This is a genomic window from Spirosoma fluviale, from assembly GCF_900230225.1.
In the GTDB taxonomy this organism is placed as follows: Bacteria; Bacteroidota; Bacteroidia; order Cytophagales; family Spirosomataceae; genus Spirosoma; species Spirosoma fluviale.
This window is the reverse complement of sequence record NZ_OCNH01000002.1, coordinates 176551-197148: the sequence shown is the minus strand read 5'-3', so window position 1 is coordinate 197148 and position 20598 is coordinate 176551. Positions and strand designations below refer to the sequence as shown.

Below are 20598 nucleotides of genomic sequence, written 5' to 3'. Positions count from 1 at the left end.
ATGTATTTTCAACCATTAAACACTGTTTAACTATGCCTTGCGGTAAGAAACGGAAACGGCACAAAATTGCCACACACAAGCGGAAAAAACGGCTCAGAAAAAACCGGCACAAGAAAAAATAGTTTGTAGTTTGTGGTTTGTAGTTTAAACGCTGTGCAATAGCCTTATAGCCAATGCATTAACTAACTTCAACTGAAAACTGCAAACTACAAACTTATTATAGAAGCCTCGGCCGGTCTGTAAAGTCCGAACGTGGCTTCTTTCTTTTTATATTGCCATTCTAACCGTACATTCATCTTGTGAGTAATGAATTAGTTATCAGTTCGACTCAGAAAGGTGATCGGATTGCGCTCTTGCAGAACAAGAGATTGCTGGAGTATCACGAAGAAGAGTTAGACAGCAGCTTTACCGTTGGCGATCTATACTTAGGAACAGTCAAGAAACTATCTTCAGGCCTCAACGCTGCTTTTGTGGACGTTGGGCATGAGAAAGATGGCTTTTTGCATTATCAGGACTTGGGACCGAATATCAATTCGCTCAACAAGCTTGTAAAAGACGTAATCGCCAAGCGCGTCACAACCGGGCGGCTCAACCAAAATCAGTTGGAGCCGGTTATCGATAAGATTGGGAAAATCGATAAGGTACTGACAAAGAACGCTCCCATTCTGGTTCAGATAGTCAAAGAACCTATCTCGACCAAAGGTCCCCGCCTTTCCTGCGACATTTCTATTGCCGGGCGTTATCTAGTCCTGGTGCCCTTTTCGGATGGGGTTAACCTATCAAAAAAAATTACCGACCGTGCTGAGCGTTCAAGGCTCATGCGGCTGATGTCGTCGCTTAAGCCTAAAAACTTTGGTGTAATTGTTCGTACCGTTGCGCAGGATAAAGACGTTGAAGAACTCGACCGGGATCTGCAACATTCCCTGGCTAAATGGGATCAGGCAATTAAATCGCTTTCAGAAGCGAAACCTCGTGACAGGATTTTGGGCGAAATGAACCGGGCTTCGTCTATTTTACGTGATATGCTCAATGAATCATTTGAGAGCATTACCGTTGATACCCGTGAATCGTTCGACGAAATCAGGGATTACATTCATACCATTGCCCCGGATAAGGAGAAAATCGTTAAACTCCATACCGGCAAGACCAAGGTTTTTGAGGCATTGGGTCTGGAAAAACAACTCAAATCGTTGTTTGGTCGTTCCGTTAGTTTACCCGGTGGTGGCTATCTGATTATTGAACACACCGAAGCATTGCACGTAATTGACGTCAATAGCGGTAATAAATCAAACTCAGAAGAAGACCAGGAAGCAACTGCCATTAGCGTAAATCGCGAAGCTGCTAAAGAAATAGCCCGTCAGCTTCGATTGCGCGATATGGGTGGTATTATCGTCATTGATTTCATTGACATGAAGAAAGCAGAGAACAAGAAACTTCTGCAAGACATCATGCGCGATGAAATGAAGCCGGAGCGTTCGAAGTTTACCATTCTTCCGCTAACGAAGTTTGGCCTGATGCAGATAACGAGACAGCGGGTTAGGCCAGAAATGAACATCGTCACTCGAGAGGTCTGCCCAACCTGCGGGGGTACCGGTACTATTCAAGCCAGCGTTCTGGTAACCGATGTTATTGAAAACAACCTCGATTACATGCTAACCAAGCAAAACGAACGTGGCATTTCTATTTCAATGAACCCCTTTTTATATGCTTACTATACCAAAGGTATCTATTCAAAGCAGATGCAGTGGTACGTAAAGTACAAAACGTGGGTTAAAATCGTTAAGGACACCTCTTTAGGTATTGTTAACTTTAAGTTTTTCAATAAGTCAGGAGATGAAATAGAAGTTAGTAATAATGCCTAATTGTATAGTAAAATTTTACCATACCGTTTAAAAATTAACCCCCAAACCAGTTAACTGGTTTGGGGGTTAATTTTTAAACGTAAGCTTATATCAGCAAAGGACTTCCAGATCTAACAACTCGCCGAACACCTCCTGTCCAACTATATCCTGTACAGACTCTACTTTATGCAAGTTCAAGAGGAGGTCTCGTAAATCTTCGGTTATTTCATACGTCTGGTAATTCTGTCTATCGAAGAGGATAGGTGCCTGCTGAAGATCACATAGCGAGTATCGTTCTTCGTTAAAAATTGGTTGGCATCCAGCCCCTCTGAAAAGCCTATTTTCTATCTTTTCAGGTTCTAAAAATAGATGGATGTAATTCCACCCTTCCCATTGTTCGGGATATTTGTTCAAAAAAGGCCAGAATGCATCATACAATTGTTGCATAGCTTCCTGGCAATATATCTCCCGGTCACTTTGAACAATTGGCCGAATCGACTTTAAAAAATGTAACGTGTTCATACGATCGGCACCTCGATAACTGACAACAGGTACGATGGGAACTCCTGTTGCATGAGATAGATAGCCAACCCCTTTACGGGTTAAAATGTGTCGTTGTCCAAACCGTACAGATAGAAATTGTGCTTCTTCTCCAGCTTCAGGAAAGGTTTCCGGACTGCCATCTACATAAACAATAAGTGAACGACCGGCTTTTAGCTCCCGAAGAACGGTTAACCCTGCAGCCGGACTACCGGCCTCAACGACTCGAAATACATTCGTCAAACCATGCTTTTTACGTAATCCTGCTATATGTTCTGCCATGCCATCGCCCTGACTTCGGTTCATATTGCTACCTACGAGCAGTACACAATCGACTCCCTGCCGGAAAAGTACGCTCGTGAGTAAGCGATAAGACCCGAGATGGTAGGTACAATAAATGCGAGGGCCTTCTGCTTTACTCCCTACCTTCTGCCTGCCACGTAGTTTTACCAGATCGCCAGCACTCAAAAACTGCTGGTCGAAGGTCGTGAAAACTTGCTGTAACAATAGGTCCCTGAACATGGTTGCATGTTTCTGTCGGGGAATTGTCGGCAAAATATTTTCAACTGTGGCGGAGAACGTGGTGAATTTCATGAGGTAGCCTTGCTCTTTGGCAAGGTCTACCTTTTCGAAGTGTTCTCGGCAATAATCAAGTTCTTGTTTGTAAAGTTGCTTTGCTGTTAGCATGGCATATACAGATTAGCGGGTGGCCACTATTTTACCACTTGGCCCCAAATCCCATTCGCTGCAGCAACGGGGAGTGTCGCCAAGGAATTTGAGAACGTTAGCTGATTCGGCCTTAGCAATTGAGTTAGAGATTGCTTTTACAACTTGGGCTGGTTTGATAGCGAATTGCTTTTTCATGATGATTATTGATTGGCTTGTGTTTGTAGTTCCTTTTTGTTGATACAAAGCTACCGGCTTAATCAAGGGTCATCAATGGTGAAAAATGTCCGAATTAGCGCTTGGAATTAGTTAATTATTACCACTATCTTAGTAGGAGTTTTGAATAAGGAGACAGCATGAAGGAAATTCAATTAACGCGGGGCTTCCTAAGAAAACCAATCAATGGCGTATTGATTTTGCTGAGCATCGTATTACTGATCGAAGCTCTATCCTGGTCTATTGGGTATAACATAAAGGCATACAAAGTGCAGGAAGCCGGTGGCTATTTGCATTATGTAAGCCTGTTACTGCGCTCGTTTTTTATTCCTGAGCTGGTTACTCTTTTTATTACCATAACCCTTGTTAATCTCTTCCATCGTTGGCTCAACCTGAGGAGTATTGAAAATGACTGGCGGTCTATTGGAAATTACCAGCTACAGTTCCTGCCAGTTTTGTTGATCGCTTTCTGGATTTTTAACCCAGTTACCCAAACCACACGTTATCTCCTGGTATTTTTTCCTGATTATTCACTAAGTGGTTATTGGGAGAAGTATATAGTCGATACGTTTCGATGGAAGGTCTACTTTATCTATTTGTTTCCAATTCTCCTGGTGGGATATATAGCCCTTAACATATCTCTGCTCCAGGATTATCTGAAACAGCGTCGTGAAGCCCTTGAAGCAGCCGAGGCCGAAGCGGCCAAAGTAGCTCAGGAAGCACTGGCGTTGTCAGCCACTTTTTCACCTAAACAAGTTGTTCCATCCCCATACTTGTCTTATTTAAAAGGAAAAAATTCAATTGGTGAATTAGATTTCCCGGTTAACGATGTTTATTACTTTACTATTGAGGAGCGATTTTATTACGCTGAGTTAGCCAAAGGGCGATATTTGATCAGTAAGACACTAAATGACCTTGAAGCGGAACTAGACCCCACTCAGTTCTTTCGTATCAAACGTGATTATATTGTTAACCGGCAGGCGGTATTAAATTACGCTTACTGGGAAAATGGCAAGTACATCGTCAGACTCAACACCCTTGAGGGACACGATATAATTGTTCCCCGAGCCCGAATGCAGGAGTTCAGAGAGTGGCTTCAAAACAATCAGCGTCCCCTTTCCAGCAAAGACCCTTTAGAAACTACATTTACAGATAGTTTTTGACAGCAATACTGTACTTTGGTAACTGGCGACAACTGTTTAGTTCTAGTTTTTTTGCGATGTGTGCTTTATGATTTACAGCTGTTCGATAGCTGATGTTTAATTTCTCGGCAATCTCACTGGCTGTACTACCATTAGCAATCATTCGTAAGACTTCACGTTCCCGTTGCGTTAATCGGCTGAGTTCATCACGCGTTCTATCAGAAATTACTTCCAAACCGAAGTTTTTGAGTAAGTTCATAAAGCCATTGCTGTAGTAGCACCCCCCGTTACTCACTGTTTGAAAACACCGATACAATTCATCCAATCCATCTGTAGCGTACAAAAAGCCGAAGAACCCAATCTTCATGGCATTGGCTACTACTTTCAGGTCCGGATGGCGGGTATATAAAATAAATTTAGTCTGCTGATTCGACTCCTGCATCTGCTCAACGATATCGAAGCTACGCTGCCCTGAAATCTCTGATTCCAGAATAACGCATTGGGGGCGCTTAACCCGAATTTGCTGGAGTGTATCCTCCATCTCCACAGCGCGGCCTACCACGTTGTAGCCTTGCTCTTTTAAAAGCTGACTCAGTACTTCACAATTAAACTGTTCTGATTGCGCAACGAGAATAGAAAAGTCTCGTCGGCGAATCGCGAATTTTTTAGTGATCTCCTCATCACTGACGAATTGGTTCATGACATTCTTCACGTATAGATGGATCAATGTAACACAGTTGCATACTATTCTGTAACACTCAATGTTTGAAATCACCATTTTCCCGGACGAAATCAACCAATTAGATAAAACTATTTGGGTGATTTCGTCCGGGAAAATGGTGATTTCACGCATAACGGCTTGCTTTCAGCATAAAGTCAGGTCTACTTTTGGTTATCCAATTGCAAAAAACATATTTGACCATCGGGCGATGAATCAGGAAGAATCAGCAATATCGTTTGGCTACGAAGCCTCAGAAGAGGAGATCCAGAAAGTCATTTTGGCGTGGGCACAGGCAACGGAAGCATTTCATTATCGCTTCGCTAAATTGGATCGAATCATTACTACATTACAGGCAATGGGCCGTCGGCATACACCAGCAAACCGGGCTCGCTTAAATCGACTCATCGAACTACGTCAGCACATGGGCGATGTTATGATGACTTTACTACTGGATATGTCCGGTTCAAAACCAGGTAAGTCGGCTCAACTGTCAAAGTCAGGCCAACTCCACTCCCACGCTAGTTTGCTGGATGAATTGAATCGGAAAATTGATGCCGAGTTACTTGGTGTCTCTACAGTAGCTCAAGCTTAGTGTTCACCCCTCCCTATTGATAAAGGTTGGCTCCGCTTTATAAGTCGGGGCCTTTTTTTATGACCATTATCCCGAAATAACAGTTCCGAGCAGGCTCGATATTTCGATATCTATCCGTTTAAAATGCATAAACTCGGTTAATAACTGATCGGCTTCTTCCGGAGATTTGTTACCCGACTCCCGGAGCAGTTGTTGCAAGGTAGCCATACGTTGTTCGGCCAGTAGTTTTTTAATACGTAGAATGTTCCGGTAAGCGGCATCGGCCAAAATCCCAACCTCCTCTTCTGACGGAACGAAGATTTCGTGCTTTAGCCACCCTTCACTGATCTCGTAGCGTGGTGTAGTTAAGTGAATTGCCTGATTTTGTATTTCGGCACCGCGCGGCCATTCTGATGCCTCAGAACGACGATTTAAAAAATTACTGGCGGTCAGGATATCCCCACGTGAGTACGCTTCCCTGAAGAGCGTTAAAATAAGGTCATAAGGAGACGTTTGAAAATCAATATCATGCAGTTCACTCAGCACGTATTGGCACAGCGTTATACCTGGCTCCAGTTCGCGTACGCCGTAGTTAATCAGCAACCGTACACATTCCTCCTCCTGATAAGATAACGGTGCTCTGACGCCTTTTGTGCGCTCGTCCGTGAAGAATTTACCCGGTGCAACAGCTTCAGCCGGAAAATCCATATCGGGGTGCTCGGGAGTAAAGCCATCCAGCAACGAATTTATGTCATCGAGAGAAGGCTCACCCGAGGGTACTGATCCGGGGCTCATTGCTGGCTTTCGGCCAGATGAATCGCCTGTTCGCTGCTGGCGCTCGGAATCCTTTTTGCTTTGATCGTGCTGCTTCCGTAGCAGTCGGTTTATCTCGGATATGACCGATTGTTCGCTGACGTGAAAGACCTGCGCTACTCGTTGAGACAGCGTCTGGCGTTTAAGCGCATCCGGAATCTTGGTAATACTCACACAAACATCAGAGATACCTTCAGCCCGTTTAAGTGGATTGTCGCCTGCTTCCGTGAGCCACCGACTGGCTTTGAAGTCGATAAAATCCTGAGAATGCTCCCGAATGTAGGCCTTAAAGGCATCGGCACCAATTTTATGCACGTAACTATCTGGATCTTCCCCATCGGGTAAGAGCAAAAGTTTAAGGTTTAATCCTTCCTCCAGCACCATATCCAGCCCGCGCAGAGCCGCTTTGATACCAGCCGCATCTCCATCGTATAAAATAGTAACGTTCGGTGTGAAGCGGGAAATCAGACGAATTTGGTCGGTTGTCAGTGAGGTTCCCGACGAAGCGACCACGTTTCTAATACCAGCCTGGTGAAGCGAGATCACATCCGTATAGCCTTCTGTCAGGTAACAGACATCCTCCTGCCGAATAGCCTGTTTTGCCTGATAAATACCATACAGAACCTGGCTTTTGTGATAAACCGTCGTTTCCGGCGAGTTAAGGTATTTTGGTTGGTTCTTATCGGTTTTCAGAATCCTCGCCCCAAAGGCAATCACCCGCCCCGACACGTTATGGATCGGGAACATAACTCGCCCTCTGAAGCGGTCAAACACTTTATTATCGCCCCCGGTCGCACCCTCCTTTACTAGAATAAGACCCGCTTTCTCAAGCAAATCCCGGCTATAGCCACGGCGTAACCCTTCTTTCAGCAGCGCATCCCACTGGTCAAGTGTATAGCCCAGTTCAAAGGCATCCATGGTAGGGTTTGTAAAGCCACGCTCCCGGAAATAACTCAGACCAATGCTTTTCCCTTCGTCGGTTGTTTTGAGCGTTTCCTGAAAAAACGTTTTGGCAAAATTTAGAACGATCAACAGACTTTCACGTTCGTTTTGCCGCAGCAGGTCTTCAGGAGTCTGCTCCTGTTCTTCAATTTCAATACCGTACTTCTTGGCCAGATAGCGTAAGGCTTCGCCGTACCCGATATTTTCAATATCCATGATGAAACGAACGGAGTCCCCCGCTTTCCCACAACCAAAGCATTTGTAGATCTGCCGCGTTGGGTTAACGTTGAATGACGGCGTTTTCTCATTATGAAATGGGCAGCAGGCAATGTAGTTGCTACCCCGTTTCTTAAGCGACACGAAATCATTTATTACCTCCAGAATGTCGGCTGATTGGCGAATTCGTTCGACGGTTTCTTCAGGGATACGCATTGAATAAATATGGATTAGTCTATTAATCAAAGGTACGTCGAAAGTTAAGTTTTCGTCTACGTGGCTCACCGGGATAAGTCAGCGTACTAAGCTATCTGGCAACATTTTTGCTAATTTCTGATTGAGACTCAGACTCATATTATTTGGTAGTACATCTTATGCCGTAAGAATTTATGATTTCTTCTTTCTACTCTTCCCAAAGCAGGGACTTTTATTACCCAATCGCACTTAAAAATAACCAGTGGGGTCTACTGCTCAGCCTGATAGTCTTACTTCTATTACAGTCCTGCCGGGTACAGCCAACAGACCCGGAACCCTTGATGCCACTAGGCAAAACGGCCGATTTATATACGGGTGACGTAGCCACACAATGGGCGGCTCTGCAACTGAAACTGACGAAAACAACCGCCGGATTTACCCCTCCAGTGGCCGCCAGAGCCTATGGTTACGCTGGTCTAACTCTTTATGAAGCAGTCGTGCCAGGCGTCACAATCCGGAGATCACTCGTGGGCCAGCTTCAGGGACTTACTGCGTTACCACAAGCAGAATCAGGTAAAGTTTACAACTGGGCGTTAAGTGCTAACGCGGCCGAAGCAACCATTCTCCGAAACCTTTATCCAACAACAAGTGCGGCCAACAAGACCACTCTGGATTCTTTGGAAACAGCACTACAAGCAGCATTTAAAGACACCGACGAAACAGTTAACCAACGTTCAATTGAGTTTGGAAAGAAAATTGCTAGCGCAATTTTCGACTGGTCCAAGTCCGACGGGGGCGACGCTGGCTATGGCCGAAACTTTCCTGCCAGCTACAGTGTGCCAACAGGTGCCGGTCTTTGGCAGCCTACCGAAAATGGGCAGAAGATACCCATGCAACCTTATTGGGGTCAAAACAGAACGTTCGTGAAAGCCAATAATGAGCTGCCCATGCCTAAACCCCTTCCGTACTCAACAGATACAAAATCGGCAACCTTTGGCCAGTACATGGATGTCTATAACAAGTCAAAAAGCCTGACCCAGACCGAAAAAGAAATTGCTGTCTGGTGGGCTGATAACCCGGCTGAAACGTTTACCCCTCCCGGTCACTCATACAACATTGCCCGGATTGCCGCATTAGCTGACAAAGCTAATCTCGCGAAAGCGGTTGAAACTTTTGCACGCACAGGAATTGCCGTTGCCGATGCCTTTACACTCTGCTGGCGTTGTAAGTACACCTACAATAACATGCGTCCTTACACGTACGTTAGACTGGCTATCGACCCAAACTGGATTCCCTTCTGGCCAGCGCCACCTTTTCCCGGCTATCCATCCGGGCACGCCACTCAGTCGTCATCGGCAGCTACTGTGTTAACGGCTTTGTATGGGGAAAACTTTGCGTTTGTTGATAATTCGCACGTTAGCCGCGTAAAAGATGCCACCCGGAATGTTGAGTTTAAGGCGCGGTCATTTACCTCGTTTACGCAGGCAGCTCAGGAATCGGCCGATTCTCGTTTCTATGGAAATATCCATACAAAACAGGACAACGAGACAGGCTTGACAGAAGGCAAGAAAATTGGGGCCAATGTGAATGCACTGGCCTGGCAAAAGTAAATGGCTCTAAAGTGAAGTGGGTGTAGTAAGTGAAAGGGTTATAGGCTATAACCTGCTTTCACTTACTACACCCACTTCACCTTATAACTAAAACCTAGTAGGCTCTTACCAATTTCCCTTCCATGAAGTTAACAAAAGCCTTGTTAACAACATTATTGCCACCCGGAGTTGGGTAGTCGCCGGTAAAGTACCAGTCGCCGGAATGATTCGGACAGGCTTTGTGAAGATTTTCGACAGTTTGATAAATAACGGCAACTTCAGCCTTCAGATCGGCAGGCGTAACGATTTCTGCTACTTTACGAGACAATTCATCGTGCGTAAATGGCTCAAAAATGGCCTTAACGTAATTTTGCTTGCTGGCATTACCCGATTCAATAGCGGCCACACACTGGCCATACACTTCCTCCAGCAAATCCTCCTGTCCACGGTCTCGAAGTAGCTCAAGTGCCGCCCGGAAACCAATGAACTCTTTGAACTTCGACATATCAATGCCGTAGCAATCAGGAAAGCGAATCTGAGGAGCTGAGGAAACAATGATGATTTTCTTAGGCCCGAGTCGATCCAGCATCCGCAGAATACTTTTCTCGAGAGTGGTGCCCCGAACAATAGAGTCGTCGACCACAACCACATTATCCTTGCCTTTCTTGATCACCTCGAAAGTCGTATCGTACACATGCGATACCATATCGTCCCGCTGCGAGTCGTCGGCAATAAAGGTGCGTAGCTTTACATCTTTGGCAACCAGTTTTTCAATCCGTGGCCGGAATGAAAGCACCCGATCCAGCTCCTCTTCGAAAAGAATACCGTCCATGATGGCTTTCTTACGTTGTTTGGCCAGATAATCCTCCAGTCCTTCCACCATGCCAAAAAAAGCGGTTTCGGCAGTGTTCGGTATGTAGGAGAAGACTGTGTTTTCGAGGTCGTAATCTATCTCTTCGAGAATCTGCGGAATAAGCAGTTTTCCCAGCGTTTTGCGTTCGTTATAAATATCGGGATCGGTAGCCCGCGAGAAGTAGATTCGCTCAAAACTGCATGACTTCTTCTCAATGGGTTTTACGAACTCCTGCTCCATGTACTCGCCGTACTTATCGACGATGAGCGCATGACCGGGTTTTACTTCCTGTATAGCACTATAATCAACGTTGAAAGCCGTTTTGATAGCCGGTTTTTCGGACGCGACTACAACAACTTCGTCATCAGCATAGTAATAGGCGGGACGAATGCCGGCCGGATCGCGGGCTACGAATGCCGCCCCGGAGCCAGTCATTCCAACCATAGCGTAGCCACCGTCAAAATCACGGCAGGAACGGTGCAGAACACGCTGTAAATCGATGTTATCTTCAATAATATCCGACAGATCAGGGTTTTCGTAAATGCCCTTGAACCGTTCGAATACGCGTTGGTTTTCTTCATCCAGGAAGTGACCAATTTTTTCCATCACCGTTACGGTGTCAACCTTATCCTTCGGATGCTGGCCCAGCGAAACGAGCTTATTGAACAGTTCTTCAACATTCGTCATGTTGAAGTTACCCGCCACGACCAGATTCCGGCTTCGCCAGTTGCTTTGCCGGAGCATGGGATGGCAATTTTCGATCTCGTTAGCTCCGTGTGTACCGTAGCGGAGGTGACCCATCCAGACTTCGCCCGTGAAGGCGATATTCTCCTGAAGCCATTTAGCGTCTTTGGCTTTGTCCTTGTTGCCTTTAAGCGCCTTACGAAATTTCTTGTTAACCTTCTCGAAGATGTCCGTTACGGGTCGTTGATCGACGGAGCGGTAGCGGCTAATATAGCGGTGCCCGGCGGGTACATCAAGTTTGATGTTGGCAATGCCGGCACCGTCCTGGCCACGGTTGACCTGCTTTTCCATTAGCAGGTAGAGTTTGTTAGCGCCGTAGAGCGCTGTACCGTACTTGTCAATGTAATATTGGTACGGTTTGCGCAGCCGGATAAGGGCAATACCGCACTCATGTTTGATGGCGTCGCTCATGAGGGAGTTTGTCGATGCACGTTGATTTGGTAATATTGAGGTAACGGCTCAGCTTTGGCAATGGTTCGGCAGAGCCCTAAACAAAAGTAGTCAAAAAAGGCAGGCTATTCGTCGCCGGGTGCCTTCGTTTTTGTCGCCCAGCCGCACAGTAATCGAAATATAATAACCGATGAAATAGTGCCAACCATTGAACCCACGAAAACATCCTCGACAAAATGCTGGAACAGATAAACCCGCGAATATCCCGCCAGAAGGCCTAAAAGCAACCAAACCCAGCCTCTTTTCTTATTTTCATCCAGAAACGCCATCAGGCTAAACAGAGCAAAGGCCGTAATGGTGTGGCCCGATGGAAAGCTGTTATAGCTGAAGATATCAAGGCCTTCGATGAGGTGATATTGAAAGCTGGAATGTTCAAAATATTTTAGAGGACGGGGCGAACCCTTAAAAACAACCTTCTTTAAAAACTCGGAGGTTAGGGACGACAGCGCAAAACTGGCAAAGGCCATTAACCCAATGCGCCTGTTTAAAAAAACGAGAAGCAGACAAACCGCAGCAAAAAATACGCCATCGCCCAAGTACGTGATGTACGGAAAAAGGGCGTCGGCCGCCGGGCTATTGCGCGTATTAACCCATTGCATCAGTTGCTCCTGAGAATAAATCAGTTGCAGAACACCAAATAGCAGCAGCAGGAAAGCATAGGGAAGAAAAAAGAGCCTGTTTTTACACAAAAAATTAATTACCATTAGCAGCACAAGTCGGTTTAATGAGAAGGAGCGGCTTTTTCGACCGTAATGCCCACACTCATGATGTTGAGCAACGGGTCTTGACGCATGTACTGTTTCAATTGCATGGTGTATTTACCGGGTTTCGGAAAACGGTAATTGCGCTTCATCAGGAACTTATGGTCGAAGAGATCGCCCAGACCATCGCCATTGGGTTTTCCCGTTTTAGGGTCCATCAGGATTAACTCATCCAGACGGGATTCCAGTTCTTTACCACTCGCATCGCGCAGGTAGCGGGTCAGGTAAAGATTGTAATAGCTGTAGGACAGGCTGTTGCGGAGGTTGTAATAAATGTTGTAAGGAACCGATGTATCGGTGATTTCGAAGGTAAACGAAGGTGCATTTTTGATGTACCACTTTCCATCCTCAATATCGGTGTATTCTTTATAAACTGCGTTTGTATCGCAGCTGCCGACCAGTAACGCCACGAGTAATACCAATCCCAATTGTTTCATAGACCTACCTCAAAATAGTACACAAATCTACAACGGGGCGGCTGGCTTTTCAAACGCCAAAAAACTACTTACTTAGTTTGCAAACGATAAAAATAGTTCTAGCTTTGTTATATGGAAAAGTTAACAGCTAAAGAAGAAGAAGTGATGCAGGTGCTCTGGAAGATGGAGCAAGGGTATGTAAAAGACATGGTACCTCAGTTTACGAACCCGCCCCTGCACTACAATACGGTGTCCACTATTGTGCGTAACCTCGAAGAAAAGGGGTACATCGGCCATAAAGCGTATGGCAATACCCATGAGTACTACCCAATCATCAGCAAAGAAGCCTACCAGAACCGATTTGTACTGAAAAAAGTAGTCGACGAATACTTTGATAACTCATACAAAAACCTGGTAAGCTACTTTGCGCAGAATGAAAAGATTTCGGCCGATGAACTCCGGGAAATACTGGCGATGATTGAGAAGAAATAAAGAAAATGGAAACCCTACGCTACGTCGTGTTGGTCAATGGTTTACTGGCCGTTGTGAGTGTTGCCTTCTATCTACTGCTCCGGCGGGAAACCTTTTTTAGTGCCAATCGACTGGCTTTGTGGCTGGGTCTGGCCAGCGCGGTTATCCTCCCACTGATCGACCTTCCCGACTGGCGTCCGCAGCCGGTTCGCTCGGCTATGCAGCGTACGGCTCAGGTTATTGTACCCAAAGTACTTTCTGAGCCGTACGCACCTTTCCCCGACGTAACGATTACCTTTCCCAACCTGAAGACTTATCGGGCTTTTCAGGCACAACAGCAGCGATTTGTCTGGTCATGGCAAAACGGGCTGATTCTGTTTTATTTTCTTGGCGTCCTGTTGCTGCTTATGCGGTTCGTTAGTCAGTTATTATCTCTCCGAAAACTTATCCGGAAATCTATACAGGAACCTTATACCGACTTTACCCTGGTACAAGGTGCCAACATTCCGTCCCCTTTCTCCTTTTTTAGTTGGGTATTTGTTAATCCGGGCCAGCACACACCCGACGAATTAGATCAGATTCTGCGACACGAACGGGTTCATGTGCGCGAACGGCATAGCTTCGATATGATCGGGGCCGAGCTTGTCTGTATCATCTTCTGGTACAATCCGGCGGCTTATCTGTTCCGAAAATTGCTTCAGCAGACGCTTGAGTTCAGCGCCGACCGAGCTGTACTGGCGGAGGGAGTCGATGCGAAACTGTATCAATATAATTTATTGAAAGTGAGTTTGGCCGGTGGGCAATCGGCTATTACAAACCATTTCAACAGGTCGCAACTCAAATCCCGGATTAGTATGCTCAACCGATCTAAATCTACCCAATTAAGCTGGCTCAAATACCCTGTTCTTATACTGGCGGCCTTAACTGTAGCTTCTGCTTTTGCGCGGCCCCAGCTAAAAGAATTGACAAAACACATAGCTAAACCAGTTTCGGATGTTCTGCCGAGGGTAAAACAGTCATCAAAAGCACTCGTACACGCTGCTATAATAACTACGACTAAGCTGAGCGTTGAAAAAAACCGACAGATGGAGGCAGATGCTCTGGCTAATGTGACAGCTAGTTCTGAGAAACCTCTATCAGCTTCAAATTCGATTCAGGCTACTTTGAAAAACGACCTGATAAAATCAACTATCCAGGAACCGACAGATCATGAAAGTGAGATACTAACCGATGCACAAGCTGATGATAAAAAAATGGAGAGCTTGGTATTGGAAGGACAACGGAAATATGGCTATCTAGGAATTGGCTTCCGACGATTTGATAAAGAAGAAGTCAAAAAGCAGGCTACCCCCAAGAGTCATTTATCAATCAATGCCGATAGTTCATTATCTGTAGACAATGCGGTCGACTTTGTAAAACTTTTCATTAATAACCAGCCGGCTACGCCTGAGACTATCCGGCAATGGAAGATAAATCAGCTTTATACAGTTGTTTCAATCTTGGGGTACGATTCAGCTACGAACAAACGTTCGGGAATAACATATTTGCTTTTTTATGTTGATAAGCCTAATAAATAAACTGCCTGTATGTATTCCTTCACCAACCAGTTCAGCGGTCCGACTTTGCGCCAGCGGGTTGGCATGATCAATAGCCAACCCTCGGGGCCGTGGGCATGGTGGCGCTATGCCCTTTGGATCGTGCTGATGGGCGGCATGATATTGGCGTGCCAGCACAAAGTTCGGGAACAGGTTCATATACCGGGTCAGGCGCTGAGCAAAAAAACGCTGGCGGCTACCAGTCCAACGCGGGCGCTCGTTGTTGAACTGGAAGATAAAAAGACATGGTACCGTCACTTGGCTCTGTTTCAGACTAAAATCGGTACGGAGGTGGTGCGCAGCCAACCAATTATCTTACAGCTTAAAGATGACCGTTTTTTGCTGCCTGATGATTATAAGTACGAATCGGCAATCTACATCGACGGGCAAGAAGCATCCGTTGAAGCTCTGGAAAAGCTCTCGCCGGAGTTCGTGAGCGAATTGTTTATCATGCACCAGTGGGAAAACATGGCTTATGCCGATAATCAGGCGAAGCCGTATCAGATTCTGATCCAAACCAGTCCCTCACCTGTTGTTTTTAACGTCTACCGCAAACAGTTTTTCACCTTGCTACAGGCAGCCGCTTTGTCGAAGCATCCGTTAGGAGAGACCTTTTCATTCAATATGAACCAACTGCTCGAAGCCACCTTTTTCCACAACAAAAATGCCCTTGTTGAACGAACTAAAGATGAGCATTTGCGGATCTATGATGAATATAAGACTACGGTGGAGGTCTTTATCAACAACCTGCCTGTTACACCAGCCGATGTAAAGACCGTTCATGTTCGGGAGGTAGCCCGGCTTTACACAAAAGAACGGCCCTATTACGAGTGGTTCCGTGCCGACTCTCCCTCTCCACGTTTTGAACTACACATTGAAACGACGCCCAAGCGCGCCAAACGTGACAGTAGCTACTACGTTTTCAGCCCGTTTTATACCGGTGATTTTTAGAAACAATAAACCCCGACTTTGCAGGCCGGGGTTTAATAGTTAATTGACTTTACCGTTCTGGGCCGGTCTTGGCGCACCGCCCTCCGGTCCTCTCGACTTCTTCTTTTTCTTTTTGGTCGGTGTCCGAGTCGTGTACTTGGCGTCAAGCTTTTGTAGATCGCTATTAAGAGTTGCCGCCGTAGTCGGCTCCTTCTCTCCAATGGGAGTCAACACCTCGAACGACTCAGGGATAACGCCCTTTTTGTTCAGTTCAACGATTTCCAGTACCCGGATAATCGGCAATGGATGCCAGGTACTTTCGGCGCTGTAGCCAAACCACATGAGCTTTCGAAAAATATCGGTCTTCTGCAGGTAAGCGCGTCCTTTTTGGGTTTCCAGCGGTTTTTCAATCGTTGGAATATCCCGAAGCGCATCCATGTACGTATCCAGTTCGTAGTTCAGGCAGCACTTCAACCGACCGCACTGGCCCGATAACTTAGCCGGATTCAGCGACAGATTCTGGTAGCGGGCTGCTGAGGTAGCGATGTTTTTGAAATCGGTTAGCCAGGTCGAGCAGCAAAGTTCGCGCCCGCAGGAGCCAATACCCCCCAAACGACCCGCTTCCTGACGGAGGCTGATCTGCCGCATTTCAATACGCGCCTTGAACTCACCGGCCAGCATCTTGATCAATTCACGGAAATCGACCCGCTCTTCAGACGAATAATAGAATGTCGCTTTCGTATTATCGGACTGAAATTCAACGTCCGACAATTTCATATTCAGTTTTAGCTCGCGGGCAATTTCGCGGGAGCGGTACAAAGCGGGTAAATCCCGCAGAACGGCCTGTTCGTGCCGTTCCATATCTTTTGGCGTAGCGATCCGATGAATAACTTTGGTGTCGTCATTGATTTTAACGGCCCGTTTTTTCACCTGTAACCGAACCAGTTCCCCCTGAAGGGACACCGCGCCGATGTGAAAGCCCGATTGCATTTCGACCACCACATAATCGCCCGTAGTTAAATCGAGCAGGTGAACATTCCGGTAATATTCTTTCCGTCCACCCTTAAATTTAACCTCAACTACATCGTATCGTTGGCCCGGCATGGCGATGTCACTCAACCAGTCGAACGAATTCAGTTTATTGCAGCCTCCAGTGCTACACCCTCCGCTACCGCATCCTTTAGTGGCTGTTTTCTCGCCATCAGATGCGCCACGTTGGGTTCCACACCCGCCGGTTGCACAAGATTTGCAGGACATGTATATATATAATTTACGACCTGCGAATTACTATGTACGATGGCAATAGTGCCTGAATCATACCGTTTTATTCGCAAATCAGTTAGTCGGAGTACCGAATCAGGTCGAGCCCGATGTCTTTACGGTACTGTTTTCCGTCAAATTGTACTATCCGGGCCGCTTCCTGCGACTTCCTGACAGCGTTTTCAAGCGAATTGGCCTGGGCGGTAATCGCCAGCACCCGTCCACCATTGGTCAACACGTGACCGTTTTTTTCCAGCGTTCCTGCATGAAACGCCATTACATCTTCTAAACGTTCTAAATCCGAAATGATTTTACCGGTTACATAATCACCGGGATACCCACCCGATACCAGCATGGTTGTTACGGCCGTTTGTGGCGATACCTGAACGGTAAGTTTGTCCAGTTCACCGGTGGCCGTAGCTTGCATCAGTTCGGCAAAATCACTTTGAATTCGGGGTAACACGACTTCCGTTTCAGGGTCGCCCATGCGTGCATTGTACTCGATCACGTAGGGCTCTCCGTTTACTTTCATCAAACCAACGAAGATAAAGCCTTGATAATTAATACCTTCCTGCTGTAACCCAGCCAGCGTTGGCTTCACGACTTTATCTTCTACCTTTTGTAAAAAGGATTTACTCGCAAAAACTACCGGCGATACAGCGCCCATACCACCTGTATTGGGTCCGGTATCTCCCTCGCCAATGCGTTTGTAGTCCTTGGCTTCAGGTAAAATTTTATAATTAACGCCATCGGTCAGCACAAAAACCGACAGCTCAATGCCTCGCAGAAACTGCTCCACAACGACTTTACTGCCCGCTGCTCCGAACTTTTGCCCATCGAGCATATCCCGCATTGCCGTTTGAGCTTCCGCTACTGTTTCGGCAATGATAACGCCCTTCCCGGCCGCCAGTCCATCGGCTTTAATAACAATAGGGAGTGCATGTTTTTCCAGGTAATTAAGTCCTTCCTGAAGTGTATCGACTGTAAAAGTTTGTGAAGCGGCCGTTGGTATGCCATACCGAAGCATGAATTGCTTGGAAAAGTCTTTACTGCCTTCCAGTTGGGCGCCCTGTGCATCAGGGCCAACAATACCAAGGCTGACTAAATCGGGTTGTTTGCGCAAAAAGTCAACAATACCCTTTACCAGCGGCTCCTCGGGGCCAACGATCAACAGGTTGATTTCTTTATCCCGAATGGCCTGAGCAACGGCCGGAAAATCATTGTAGCTTATTGGCAGATTTGTAGCCACCTGTGCTGTTCCGGCATTACCCGGCGCTACAAATAATGTATCACATAATGGACTCTGCGCTAGTTTCCAGGCAAAAGCATGTTCTCGCCCCCCCGATCCAAGTATTAGTATATTCATAAATAATGATGAATGATAAATAATAAATGATGAATAATGAATTAGGTTACCCTGATCATCATTCATCATTTATTATTTATCATTTAGTTAGCTACTTCCGACAGGAACTTGATGCGCATCAGGCGCAGATCTTGTTCGGTGAAATCATCTCCTCCGAATTCACGCAAGGCTACGGCGATGTTATCGCTCTCAGCCTGCATGAAGTATTCGTAGATCTCCTCCTGGCGGTCTTTGTCCATTACCTGATTGATGTAGTAATCGAGGTTTAGCCGAGTACCTGAGTAACAGATGTGTTCAATCTCTTCCATCAGGTCTTCCATACTCAGTGACTTCGACTCCGCGATTTCATCTAAGTCGACTTTCCGGTCGATCTGCTGAATAATAAAAATTTTGACTTTCGACTTGTTGACGGTCGACTTGATAACTACGTCTTTAGCCGTCTCAATGTCATTATCTTCAACGTATTTGGTGATAAGGTCGATAAACTGTTTACCAAACTTCTGCACCTTACCCATACCTACGCCGTTGATCTGGGCCATTTCCTCACGCGTGGTGGGGTATGTGGTAGCCATCTCTTCCATGGATGTCTCCTGGAAAATAACGTAAGGAGGCAGGTTTTTCTCTTTGGCAAGCCGTTTCCGCAGCGCCTTTAACAGGCCCAGCAGTTCTTCGTCATAGGCAATTCCACCCGACGATGGTGCCGAGTCTTTGTCCTCTTCTTCCTTTAAATCGGCACCCTGTTGCTCATAATCATGATCTTTTGTGAGCGTAACCGGGTAAGGATCTTCAATATAATTCAGACCACGCTGTGTCAATTTCAGAATACCGTAGTTATCAACATCCTTTTCGAGGTAGCCGTAAATGGTAATCTGCTTGATAACGGAGCACCAGAAGTTACAATCTCCATTAAATTCAAGTCCTTTACCATATACAGCAAGCCGGTCGTGTTCGTAGCTGGTCACATACTGATTGCTGGTAGCCGTTAACACATCGGCTAGGTGAGCGACATCGAAACGCTGATCCGTTTGAAGAACGGTCTGAAGAGCCAAGACAACCTCGTGCTGGGCTTTAAACTTCTCCGGCGATTTCAGACAGTTGTCGCAGAAACCGCAGTCTTTATCCATGAACTCGCCAAAGTAGCCCAATAACTGCCGCCGACGGCAAACCCCAAGGTTGGCATACGAAACCATTTCGGTGAGCAGGTGCTTGGCGTTGTCGCGCTCTGTAACGGGCTTGTCTTTGTTGAATTTTTCAAGCTTCACAATATCATCGAAGCTGTAAAACATCAGGCAGTTACCTTCCAGACCATCACGACCCGCCCGGCCGGTTTCCTGATAATAGCCTTCGAGGGATTTGGGCGCATCGTAGTGAATCACGAACCGGACATCCGGCTTATCGATACCCATACCAAAGGCAATCGTGGCGCAAATAACATCCACGTCTTCGTTTAGGAAGGCGTCCTGGTTATTCATCCGGGTTACCGGGTCCAGACCAGCATGGTAGGGTAATGCCTTTACATCATTTACCCGGAGCAGTTCGGCAATTTCTTCGACCGTTTTACGGCTCAGGCAGTAAATGATTCCCGATTTGCCTTTGTTCTGCTTGATGTATTTGATGAGTTGCTTTTTGGCATCAACCTTCGGCCTTATCTCGTAATATAAGTTTTTCCGATTAAAGGATGTCTTGTAAAGGTTGGCATCCTCCATCTGCAGGTTTTTCTGAATGTCCTGCTGCACTTTAGGCGTAGCGGTTGCCGTGAGTGCAATGACGGGTAAGTTGCCAATGTTATCGACTATTCCCCGGATTTTTCGATACTCCGGGCGGAAGTCGTGCCCCCATTCCGAAATACAATGGGCTTCATCAATAGCGACAAATGAGATGTTCGCTTTCTTCAGAAAATCCAAGTTTTCTTCCTTCGTCAATGACTCAGGCGCAATGTAAAGCAACTTGAGAGTGCCGTTGAGCGTATCCTTTTTTACCTTGTTCATCTCCGCTTTTGAGAGCGTCGAATTCAGGAATTGCGCGTTGATACCAAAGGCGTTTAACTGGTCAACCTGATTCTTCATCAACGCAATCAGGGGCGAAATGACGACGGCAGTACCCTCACTTACAATGGCGGGCAGTTGATAGCAAAGAGACTTACCCGCACCAGTGGGCATAATAACAAATGTATTCCGCCCTGCCAGAATACTATATATAATAGCTTCCTGTTCGCCCCGAAACTGGCTATACCCGAAAATTTCCTTTAGCCGCTCTCTAAGAGTTGAATGGACCGACTGATCAACCTGCATCATTCTACA

General features: G+C 46.3%; 17 protein-coding genes. 7 read left to right on the top strand and 10 right to left on the bottom strand.

What is annotated here, in order from left to right:
- Positions 1–299: 299 nt before the first annotated feature.
- Entirely contained in the window at positions 300–1862 is a 1563-nt protein-coding gene (locus CRO74_RS11705) for an Rne/Rng family ribonuclease (RefSeq protein ID WP_179830177.1), read from the top strand.
- A 90-nt stretch (positions 1863–1952) separates the two neighbouring features.
- Here the strand turns inward: CRO74_RS11705 and CRO74_RS11700 are convergent, their stop codons facing one another.
- Both CRO74_RS11700 and CRO74_RS31540 read right to left on the bottom strand, forming a co-directional pair.
- Positions 1953–3068, bottom strand: a complete 1116-nt coding sequence (locus CRO74_RS11700) for a lysophospholipid acyltransferase family protein (RefSeq protein ID WP_097126249.1) — start codon at positions 3066–3068, stop codon at positions 1953–1955.
- 12 nt (positions 3069–3080) lie between these two features.
- Positions 3081–3245 carry a hypothetical protein gene (locus CRO74_RS31540; RefSeq protein WP_179830176.1) on the bottom strand — a complete coding sequence of 55 codons (165 nt, stop codon included), beginning with the start codon at positions 3243–3245 and terminating at the stop codon, positions 3081–3083.
- Between the two features lie 158 nt (positions 3246–3403).
- On the opposite strand from CRO74_RS31540, the gene CRO74_RS11695 reads away from it, so the two are divergent.
- Complete coding sequence (locus CRO74_RS11695) at positions 3404–4426, top strand: LytTR family DNA-binding domain-containing protein (protein WP_097126248.1); 1023 nt, start codon at positions 3404–3406, stop codon at positions 4424–4426.
- Here CRO74_RS11695 and CRO74_RS11690 read toward each other — a convergent pair.
- Complete coding sequence (locus CRO74_RS11690) at positions 4410–5105, bottom strand: LuxR C-terminal-related transcriptional regulator (protein ID WP_097126247.1); 696 nt, start codon at positions 5103–5105, stop codon at positions 4410–4412. The two genes, CRO74_RS11695 and CRO74_RS11690, sit on opposite strands and share 17 nt — an antisense overlap.
- A gap of 61 nt (positions 5106–5166) precedes the next feature.
- Between CRO74_RS11690 and CRO74_RS11685 the strand changes: the two genes are divergently transcribed.
- The gene (locus CRO74_RS11685) at positions 5167–5718 is read left to right on the top strand and encodes a hypothetical protein (protein WP_245877827.1); all 552 of its coding nucleotides are present in this window, start codon (positions 5167–5169) and stop codon (positions 5716–5718) included.
- A 66-nt stretch (positions 5719–5784) separates the two neighbouring features.
- On the opposite strand, the gene dnaG is transcribed toward CRO74_RS11685, so the two are convergent.
- Positions 5785–7884, bottom strand: a complete 2100-nt coding sequence (dnaG, locus tag CRO74_RS11680; RefSeq protein WP_097126246.1) for a DNA primase — start codon at positions 7882–7884, stop codon at positions 5785–5787.
- A 320-nt stretch (positions 7885–8204) separates the two neighbouring features.
- Between dnaG and CRO74_RS11675 the strand changes: the two genes are divergently transcribed.
- On the top strand, positions 8205–9473 hold the full coding sequence (locus CRO74_RS11675; protein ID WP_245877826.1) for a vanadium-dependent haloperoxidase: 1269 nt from the start codon (positions 8205–8207) through the stop codon (positions 9471–9473).
- A 94-nt stretch (positions 9474–9567) separates the two neighbouring features.
- Here CRO74_RS11675 and CRO74_RS11670 read toward each other — a convergent pair whose 3' ends face one another.
- The 3 genes from CRO74_RS11670 to CRO74_RS11660 form a co-directional block, all read right to left on the bottom strand.
- Complete coding sequence (locus tag CRO74_RS11670; protein ID WP_097126244.1) at positions 9568–11460, bottom strand: amidophosphoribosyltransferase; 1893 nt, start codon at positions 11458–11460, stop codon at positions 9568–9570.
- 104 nt (positions 11461–11564) lie between these two features.
- A complete protein-coding gene (locus CRO74_RS11665; RefSeq protein ID WP_097126243.1) occupies positions 11565–12203 on the bottom strand; it encodes a phosphatase PAP2 family protein in 639 nt (212 codons plus the stop codon).
- Positions 12204–12220: 17 nt separating this feature from the next.
- The gene (locus CRO74_RS11660) at positions 12221–12697 is read right to left on the bottom strand and encodes a gliding motility lipoprotein GldH (RefSeq protein ID WP_097126242.1); all 477 of its coding nucleotides are present in this window, start codon (positions 12695–12697) and stop codon (positions 12221–12223) included.
- A 111-nt stretch (positions 12698–12808) separates the two neighbouring features.
- On the opposite strand from CRO74_RS11660, the gene CRO74_RS11655 reads away from it, so the two are divergent.
- The 3 genes from CRO74_RS11655 to CRO74_RS11645 are packed head-to-tail and all read left to right on the top strand — an operon-like array spanning position 12809 to position 15693.
- Entirely contained in the window at positions 12809–13168 is a 360-nt protein-coding gene (locus CRO74_RS11655) for a BlaI/MecI/CopY family transcriptional regulator (protein WP_012930420.1), read from the top strand.
- Between the two features lie 5 nt (positions 13169–13173).
- Positions 13174–14724: a M56 family metallopeptidase gene (locus CRO74_RS11650; protein WP_097126241.1), complete on the top strand. Its 1551-nt coding sequence runs from the start codon at positions 13174–13176 to the stop codon at positions 14722–14724.
- A 9-nt stretch (positions 14725–14733) separates the two neighbouring features.
- Positions 14734–15693, top strand: coding sequence for a hypothetical protein (locus tag CRO74_RS11645; RefSeq protein WP_097126240.1), 960 nt, complete (start codon positions 14734–14736; stop codon positions 15691–15693).
- A gap of 39 nt (positions 15694–15732) precedes the next feature.
- On the opposite strand, the gene CRO74_RS11640 is transcribed toward CRO74_RS11645, so the two are convergent.
- The 3 genes from CRO74_RS11640 to recQ all read right to left on the bottom strand — a co-directional run bounded on the left by CRO74_RS11640 (position 15733) and on the right by recQ (position 20592).
- Positions 15733–16929, bottom strand: coding sequence for a PSP1 domain-containing protein (locus CRO74_RS11640; protein ID WP_245877825.1), 1197 nt, complete (start codon positions 16927–16929; stop codon positions 15733–15735).
- A gap of 82 nt (positions 16930–17011) precedes the next feature.
- On the bottom strand, positions 17012–18298 hold the full coding sequence (purD, locus tag CRO74_RS11635; protein ID WP_097127076.1) for a phosphoribosylamine--glycine ligase: 1287 nt from the start codon (positions 18296–18298) through the stop codon (positions 17012–17014).
- A gap of 83 nt (positions 18299–18381) precedes the next feature.
- Positions 18382–20592, bottom strand: a complete 2211-nt coding sequence (gene recQ / locus CRO74_RS11630; protein ID WP_097126238.1) for a DNA helicase RecQ — start codon at positions 20590–20592, stop codon at positions 18382–18384.
- Between the last annotated feature and the right edge of the window lie 6 nt (positions 20593–20598).

Coding starts and splice junctions, on each gene's coding strand:
- recQ (WP_097126238.1), bottom strand. CDS start 20,592: ATGATGCAGGTTGATCAGTCGGTCCATTCAACTCTTAGAGAGCGGCTA.
- CRO74_RS11645 (WP_097126240.1), top strand. CDS start 14,734: ATGTATTCCTTCACCAACCAGTTCAGCGGTCCGACTTTGCGCCAGCGG.
- CRO74_RS11690 (WP_097126247.1), bottom strand. CDS start 5,105: ATGAACCAATTCGTCAGTGATGAGGAGATCACTAAAAAATTCGCGATT.
- CRO74_RS11655 (WP_012930420.1), top strand. CDS start 12,809: ATGGAAAAGTTAACAGCTAAAGAAGAAGAAGTGATGCAGGTGCTCTGG.
- CRO74_RS11685 (WP_245877827.1), top strand. CDS start 5,167: ATGTTTGAAATCACCATTTTCCCGGACGAAATCAACCAATTAGATAAA.
- CRO74_RS11700 (WP_097126249.1), bottom strand. CDS start 3,068: ATGCTAACAGCAAAGCAACTTTACAAACAAGAACTTGATTATTGCCGA.
- CRO74_RS11660 (WP_097126242.1), bottom strand. CDS start 12,697: ATGAAACAATTGGGATTGGTATTACTCGTGGCGTTACTGGTCGGCAGC.
- CRO74_RS11650 (WP_097126241.1), top strand. CDS start 13,174: ATGGAAACCCTACGCTACGTCGTGTTGGTCAATGGTTTACTGGCCGTT.
- CRO74_RS11670 (WP_097126244.1), bottom strand. CDS start 11,460: ATGAGCGACGCCATCAAACATGAGTGCGGTATTGCCCTTATCCGGCTG.
- CRO74_RS11640 (WP_245877825.1), bottom strand. CDS start 16,929: ATGTCCTGCAAATCTTGTGCAACCGGCGGGTGTGGAACCCAACGTGGC.
- CRO74_RS11665 (WP_097126243.1), bottom strand. CDS start 12,203: ATGGTAATTAATTTTTTGTGTAAAAACAGGCTCTTTTTTCTTCCCTAT.
- dnaG (WP_097126246.1), bottom strand. CDS start 7,884: ATGCGTATCCCTGAAGAAACCGTCGAACGAATTCGCCAATCAGCCGAC.
- CRO74_RS11695 (WP_097126248.1), top strand. CDS start 3,404: ATGAAGGAAATTCAATTAACGCGGGGCTTCCTAAGAAAACCAATCAAT.
- CRO74_RS11675 (WP_245877826.1), top strand. CDS start 8,205: ATGCCACTAGGCAAAACGGCCGATTTATATACGGGTGACGTAGCCACA.
- purD (WP_097127076.1), bottom strand. CDS start 18,298: ATGAATATACTAATACTTGGATCGGGGGGGCGAGAACATGCTTTTGCC.
- CRO74_RS31540 (WP_179830176.1), bottom strand. CDS start 3,245: ATGAAAAAGCAATTCGCTATCAAACCAGCCCAAGTTGTAAAAGCAATC.